Annotated in this window: 5 protein-coding genes; 3 read left to right on the forward strand and 2 right to left on the reverse strand. The window is 59.9% G+C overall.

Features of this window, described 5'->3' with window-relative positions:
• Position 1: 1 nt before the first annotated feature.
• Together ACYVDM_RS03260 and ACYVDM_RS03265 are read left to right on the forward strand one after the other, a co-directional pair.
• Positions 2-724: a FadR/GntR family transcriptional regulator gene (locus tag ACYVDM_RS03260; RefSeq protein WP_415793067.1), complete on the forward strand. Its 723-nt coding sequence runs from the start codon at positions 2-4 to the stop codon at positions 722-724.
• Positions 721-2,133, forward strand: coding sequence for an FAD-binding oxidoreductase (locus ACYVDM_RS03265; RefSeq protein WP_415793066.1), 1,413 nt, complete (start codon positions 721-723; stop codon positions 2,131-2,133). Before ACYVDM_RS03260 ends, ACYVDM_RS03265 begins: the two co-directional genes overlap by 4 nt.
• A gap of 228 nt (positions 2,134-2,361) precedes the next feature.
• On the opposite strand, the gene thiC is transcribed toward ACYVDM_RS03265, so the two are convergent.
• Positions 2,362-4,275 (reverse strand): phosphomethylpyrimidine synthase ThiC, encoded by a 1,914-nt coding sequence (gene thiC, locus ACYVDM_RS03270; RefSeq protein WP_415793065.1) that lies wholly within the window; start codon positions 4,273-4,275, stop codon positions 2,362-2,364.
• A gap of 358 nt (positions 4,276-4,633) precedes the next feature.
• On the opposite strand from thiC, the gene ACYVDM_RS03275 reads away from it, so the two are divergent.
• On the forward strand, positions 4,634-5,266 hold the full coding sequence (locus ACYVDM_RS03275; RefSeq protein ID WP_415793064.1) for a SecDF P1 head subdomain-containing protein: 633 nt from the start codon (positions 4,634-4,636) through the stop codon (positions 5,264-5,266).
• A gap of 162 nt (positions 5,267-5,428) precedes the next feature.
• Here ACYVDM_RS03275 and ACYVDM_RS03280 read toward each other — a convergent pair.
• Positions 5,429-6,358, reverse strand: a 930-nt coding sequence (locus tag ACYVDM_RS03280) for a tripartite tricarboxylate transporter permease (RefSeq protein WP_460475308.1), incomplete at its 5' end; no start/stop codon positions are given.

A 6,358-nucleotide genomic window follows, 5' to 3' on the forward strand; every position in this document is an offset into this window, starting at 1 on the left:
TATGTTGACCAAGTCGCTTACCCTCACTGAACAGGTCGCCAGCCAGTTGGTGTCCGACATTGCCGCGGGCGTATACCCAGTAGGAGGCAAGCTACCCACGGGGAAAACGCTGGCGCTGCTGTACGGGGTCAGTGCTGCGGTCATTCGCGAGGCAACCGAACGCCTGCGCGCACAAGGGCTTGTCGAGAGTCGCCAGGGCGCGGGCTGTACCGTGATTTCGCGCACGGCGAGCCGGGGGTTCCAGGTGCCCGCCCGCGCGACGCTCAGCCGGGCCGAGTTGGCCAATGTGTACGAACTGCGTATGGAGCTCGAGGGTGGCGCTGCTGCCTTGGCCGCCGTGCGTCGCAGTGACGCGGATCTGACCGAAATGGGGCGTTGTCTGGCCAGTCTGGAAAGCCATTTGCATCATCCGGAACAGGGTGTCGAGCAAGATATCGGTTTTCATGCGGCGATTGCCGCCGCGACCCACAACACCTATTACCAGCAACTACTGCAATATTTGAATCTGCAAGTGCGCGCTGCCGTGCGGATTGCGCGCGACAACACCCTCCAATATCAGTCCGAGCGTGTCGGCGATGTACATCAAGAGCACGTCGACTTATATGAGGCTATTGCCGCGTGTGACGCGCCACGCGCCCGACGCGCGGCTGTGCTGCATTTGCAACAGGCCGCATCGCGTTTGCAACTGGATTTTTTACCTTTCGAAAGCGAACCCTCTCGATGAATACTCCTGACTTTTCGCAGCGTCTGGTGCAGGCGCTCGGCCCTGATACTGTCCTGACCGCGCCCGACGATATTGCACCGTGGCTGTCAGATTGGCGTGGCCTGTATACCGGCCAGGCGCAAGCCGTCGTACGTCCGCGTCGCACGCAAGAGGTGGCGCAATGTCTCGCCCTGTGTCAGCAGGCCGGCGTGCCGGTCGTGCCGCGCGGCGGTAATACGGGCCTGTGCGGGGGCGCGACCCCCGATCAGGGACCCGCCAATGTGGTGTTGTCCCTGGATCGCATGACGGCAGTGCGCGCGGTCGATACCATCGCCAATACCATGGTGGCCGAAGCAGGCTGCATCCTGGGCAATCTGCGTCGCGCGGCCGAAGAGGTGAATCGCATGCTGCCGCTCAGCCTGGCGGCCGAGGACTCCTGCCAGATCGGTGGCAATGTCTCGACTAACGCAGGCGGCGTGAACGTCGTGCGTTATGGCATGACGCGCGAGTTGGTGCTGGGCCTGGAGGCCGTCTTGCCAACCGGCGAGATTTTTCATGGCCTGCGAACGCTACGCAAAGACAATACAGGCTACGACCTTAAGCAGTTGCTGATCGGCGCCGAGGGCACACTAGGGGTCATCACTGCGGTGGCATTGCGGCTGTTTCCCCGCACGACGGTACGTTCGGTGGTGTTGGCGGCGGTGCAGTCACCCGAGCAGGCGCTGCAATTGGCCGAGTTAGTCAACGAGCAATGCGGCCCGCGTCTGCAAGCCTATGAGTTTTTCACGGGCGATTGCGTGGACTTGGTGTTGACACACGCGCAAGGGGTGCAAGAGCCCTTTGCGCAGCGCTATCCCGGCTACGTATTGATGGAGTTGGCCGATACGGCCGACGAGGCCGCGCTGAATGCGTTGCTGGAAAACGTGATGGGCGCCGCGCTCGAGCGCGAGCTCTGCCTCGATGCCGCCGTGTCGACCTCGATGGCCCAGTTGCAAGCGCTGTGGAAACTGCGCGAAGAGATCTCCGAGGCGCAGCGCGCCGATGGGCCCCACCTCAAGCACGACGTGTCGTTGCCCATCGAACAAATCCCGGCGTTCATGCAATCCGCTGAGCAACGCCTACGGGCCACCTATCCCGACGTCCGCCCCTTCATCTTCGGGCACTTCGGTGACGGCAACCTGCACTACAACCTGTCGCGCCCGGCGGGCGCTCCACGCGAGTGGGCAGCCCAACAAGGGGATGCCGTAACCGACATCGTGCTGGACGAGGTCAATCGCTACGGTGGCAGCATCAGTGCCGAACACGGCATCGGGCAACTCAAACGCGACCATTTCCTGCACAGCAAAGACCCCCTCGAACTGCGTCTGATGCGTGATATCAAGCGTATCTTTGATCCCGCAGGAATTCTGAATCCAGGCAAGCTGCTGTAAAAACAACCGACCGTTTCCAGCATCCAAGGCCAGCCGCTGCGGTGAGTCCGTGTCGTGATCCAGAGCGTCCTGCCGGGCCTATCGCACGGACTCGGCCCATGACCAGGGGCCTCGGTCCGCTACGCGGACTAAATCCGTGCTCAACGGCCCGGCAGGACGCTCTGGATCACGACACGGACCCACCGCAGAGCCGCTCTATGCAGAGCCGCCCGATGCAATCACAAACGATCAAGTCGACGGATAAATCTCAGCCCCTTTGCGCACAAACTCAACCGCCTTTTCCCGCATCCCCTGTTGCAACGCCTCGTTCGCACTGATCCCTAGCGACGCAGCATAATCACGCACGTCTTGCGTAATCTTCATGCTGCAGAAATGCGGCCCGCACATGGAGCAGAAATGAGCGGATTTCATGGAGTCTTTGGGAAGCGTTTCATCGTGGAACGCTCGGGCCGTATCGGGGTCCAGGGATAGGTTGAATTGATCATCCCATCGGAACTCAAAGCGTGCCTTGGAGAGTGCGTTGTCACGGATCGCCGCGCCGGGGTGGCCCTTGGCCAGATCAGCGGCGTGGGCAGCGATTTTGTAGGTGATGATGCCGTCCTTGACGTCCTGCTTGTTGGGCAGCCCCAGGTGTTCTTTCGGTGTGACATAGCAGAGCATGGCGGTGCCATACCAGCCGATGAGTGCGGCGCCGATGCCAGAGGTAATGTGGTCGTAGCCGGGGGCAATGTCAGTGGTCAGCGGGCCTAGCGTGTAGAAGGGGGCTTCGTGGCAATGTTCGAGCTGCATCTCCATGTTTTCTTTGATCAAGTGCATCGGCACGTGGCCAGGGCCTTCGATCATGACTTGTACGTCGTGCTTCCAGGCGATCTGGGTCAGTTCGCCCAGTGTTTTCAGTTCCGCAAATTGGGCTTCATCGTTTGCGTCGTAGCCTGAGCCGGGTCGCAGGCCATCACCCAGCGAAAAGCTGACGTCATAAGCTTTCATGATGTCGCAGATGTCTTCGAAGCGTTCGTAGAGAAAACTTTCCTTGTGATGCGCAAGGCACCACTTTGCCATGATGGAACCCCCGCGCGAGACGATGCCTGTCATGCGGTCGGCCGTCAGGTGAATGAAGGGTAGACGTACGCCTGCGTGAATCGTGAAATAGTCGACCCCTTGCTCTGCTTGCTCGATGAGGGTGTCGCGAAAGATCTCCCAAGTCAGGGCCTCGGCTTTGCCGTCGACTTTTTCCAGGGCCTGATACAGAGGGACCGTGCCGATCGGGACGGGCGAATTGCGGATGATCCATTCACGGGTCTCGTGGATATGTTTGCCTGTGGATAGATCCATCACCGTATCGCCGCCCCAGCGGATGGCCCAGGTCATTTTCTCGACTTCTTCGCCGATGCCCGAGCTGACGGCGGAGTTGCCGATATTGGCGTTGATTTTGACCAGGAAGTTGCGCCCGATGGCCATGGGTTCGACTTCGGGATGGTTGATGTTGGCGGGAAGAATGGCACGCCCTTGGGCGATTTCGTTGCGCACGAATTCGGGTGTGATGAGCTCGGGAATCGCAGCGCCGAAGGATTGGCCGGGATGTTGACGTATCAGGCGTCGGGCCCATTTTTCGCCATCGGGGCCACTGGCTCGCAGGCTTTCCAGATACTGCTCGCGATGCAGATTTTCCCGGATCGCCACGAATTCCATTTCCGGGGTGATGATGCCGCGACGCGCATAGTGCATTTGCGACACGTTGGCGCCTGGCTTGGCACGGCGCCCAGGGCGCTGCAGATCAAATCGCAACGAGCTCAAGACGGGGTCAGCCAAGCGCGACTTGCCGTAATCGCTGGTTGGGCCGCTTAGCACGTCGGTGTCGTTGCGGGCGTCGATCCAGGGTTTGCGCAGGGCGGGCAGACCGCGACGGATGTCGATCTGAACATTCGGGTCGCTATAGGGGCCACTTGTGTCATACACGATCAGCGGCGGATTGGGGGTCTCGCCGGACGCGCTGGCCGTGGCATCCTGCGAGATCTCGCGAAACGGGACGCGGATATCTGGCCGTGAGCCGATTTCGTAGATTTTGCGGGATTTTGGCAGCGGTGCTACCGTAGCAGCGTCGACCTCGGCCGTGGCTGCCAGAAACTTCGGATTGGTGTTCATGAAAAGCTCCAATAAAATTTTTTGGAGCCGAAGGGGATGAATCCCGTGCCAGACGGTATGAAACCCGGTATGAAACCGGCCCTGCATGACAGGCCCTGGCGACGGAATACGCTCCCAGCATCGGCATTATCCGTACTGGTACGAAGGGACTCTCTCAACACGTCGCCTTGTGTGGCGACGAGTACCCCTGCGTGAATCCTAAGTATAGGTGGTATTGTGGTTGTAGTGCGGCTTTACATCTGTATACGGCTGGGGCTATCGAGACTGGCGGTGTCCCTGTAAACTTTTTGTAAGTCGGACTGCTTTTGATCGTTCGACATGCTAGTCCCCTTAGTCAATGAAGAAGGAATACACCATCATGCAACTCAATTTGCGCAAACTGGCCCCAGCGCTTGCTGTCATGACGCTCGCGCTCGCAGGCTGCAAAACCGCGCCTCAGAAAACCGCAGATGAGACTGGCGGCACGACAGCGCCTTCGACTCAGACTCAGCCGGCTACGGCCTCCTCGGTCGAGTTCTTTGTGGCTCAGTCCGCGACGGCGCCTGGCCTGACGGAAGTCAAGATTCCTGATGGCTCCTTGTTTCTTCAGCGTCAGCCCGTCTTGACTCGCAGTGATTTGAGCGAAGCCGCGGCATTGGTGGATCGCCAAGGACAGAATTTCGTGGGCCTGCGCTTTACCGAAGAGGGTGCTCGCAAGCTGAACGATATCAGCAGCCAGAACGTTGGCAATATGTTGGCCTTGGTGATCAATCGTGAGTTGGTGGCCGCCCCTCGCATCGCCGAGCCGCTCAATCGCGGCGTGCTGGCGTTTGGTGTGCCGTCGGCCCAGGCTGCTTCGGACATCGCTGCCAAGATCCGTGGCGATCAAGGCCAACCGGCTAATGGTGGTGCAACGTCGCCCGCGGCTCCCGCAGCACCGGCTAATGGTGGCGCAACGTCGCCCACGGCTCCGACAGCACCGGCAACGCCGGCTCCTGTCAAGGCGCCTTGATCGTTCAATGTCCTGGCTGCGGTGTTAGCTAGGAGTAAGACGAATTAGGTTGCCAATAAAAATCCCGGGATGGTTTTTGAACCATTCCGGGATTTTTTACTGCGCGTCGCAGCAGACTGTGACAGTGCAGCTACCCCGCAAGCCGGGTAGCTGCACCGTAGATCAATCCTCTTCGACGAAGGCTTCCTTACGCTTTTTGCGGATCGACGGCAGGGCGACGATGACGACCAGAATGGCTGCGGCGCCCAGCAGCGATGCCGACAGCGGACGTTCGACAAAGGTGAAGAAGTCACCACGCGACAGCAGCAGGGCGCGACGGAAGTTTTCTTCCATCATGGGGCCCAACACCAGGCCCAGCAGCAGCGGGGCGCCTTCGCACTTCAGTTTCGCCCAAAAGTAACCGATCACACCGAAGATCGCCGTGGTGTAGATGTCGAACGTGTTGTAGTTCAACGAATACACCCCGATCGTGCAGAACACCAGAATGGCCGGGAACAGGATGCGGTAGGGCACCTTCAGCAGCTTGACCCACAGGCCGATCAGCGGCAGGTTCAGCACCACCAGCATCAGGTTACCGATCCACATCGAGGCGATCAGACCCCAGAACAGTTCCGGGTGGCTGGTCATGACCTGCGGGCCGGGCTGAATGTTGTGGATAGTCATGGCACCAACCATCAGCGCCATCACGGCGTTGCCCGGGATACCCAGGGTCAGCAGCGGGATGAACGACGCCTGCGCACCGGAGTTGTTGGCTGACTCGGGGCCTGCCAGACCAGCCGGGTGGCCCTTGCCGAAGCGTTCCGGTTCCTTGGAGAGTTTCTTTTCCAGGGTGTAGGACGCAAAGGCTGACAGCACAGAACCGCCGCCAGGCAGAATCCCCAGCATCGAACCCAGGGCCGTGCCACGGATGATGGCCGGTACGGCTTCGCGGATTTCCTGCCTGCTGGGGTATAGCGAGCCGATCTTGTCTTGGAGTTCGACGCGGTTTTCTTTCTGCTCGAGGTTGGCCAGGATTTCGGCAAAACCGAACACACCCATGGCCACGATGGCAAAGTCGATACCGTCTTGCAATTCGGGGATGCCGAAGTCGTA

The organism is Bordetella tumulicola (assembly GCF_054779135.1).

What these genes read in the sequence shown, in the direction of transcription:
- ACYVDM_RS03260 (WP_415793067.1), top strand. Translation starts at nt 2, where the DNA reads ATGTTGACCAAGTCGCTTACCCTCACTGAACAGGTCGCCAGCCAGTTG.
- ACYVDM_RS03265 (WP_415793066.1), top strand. Translation starts at nt 721, where the DNA reads ATGAATACTCCTGACTTTTCGCAGCGTCTGGTGCAGGCGCTCGGCCCT.
- thiC (WP_415793065.1), bottom strand. Translation starts at nt 4,275, where the DNA reads ATGAACACCAATCCGAAGTTTCTGGCAGCCACGGCCGAGGTCGACGCT.
- ACYVDM_RS03275 (WP_415793064.1), top strand. Translation starts at nt 4,634, where the DNA reads ATGCAACTCAATTTGCGCAAACTGGCCCCAGCGCTTGCTGTCATGACG.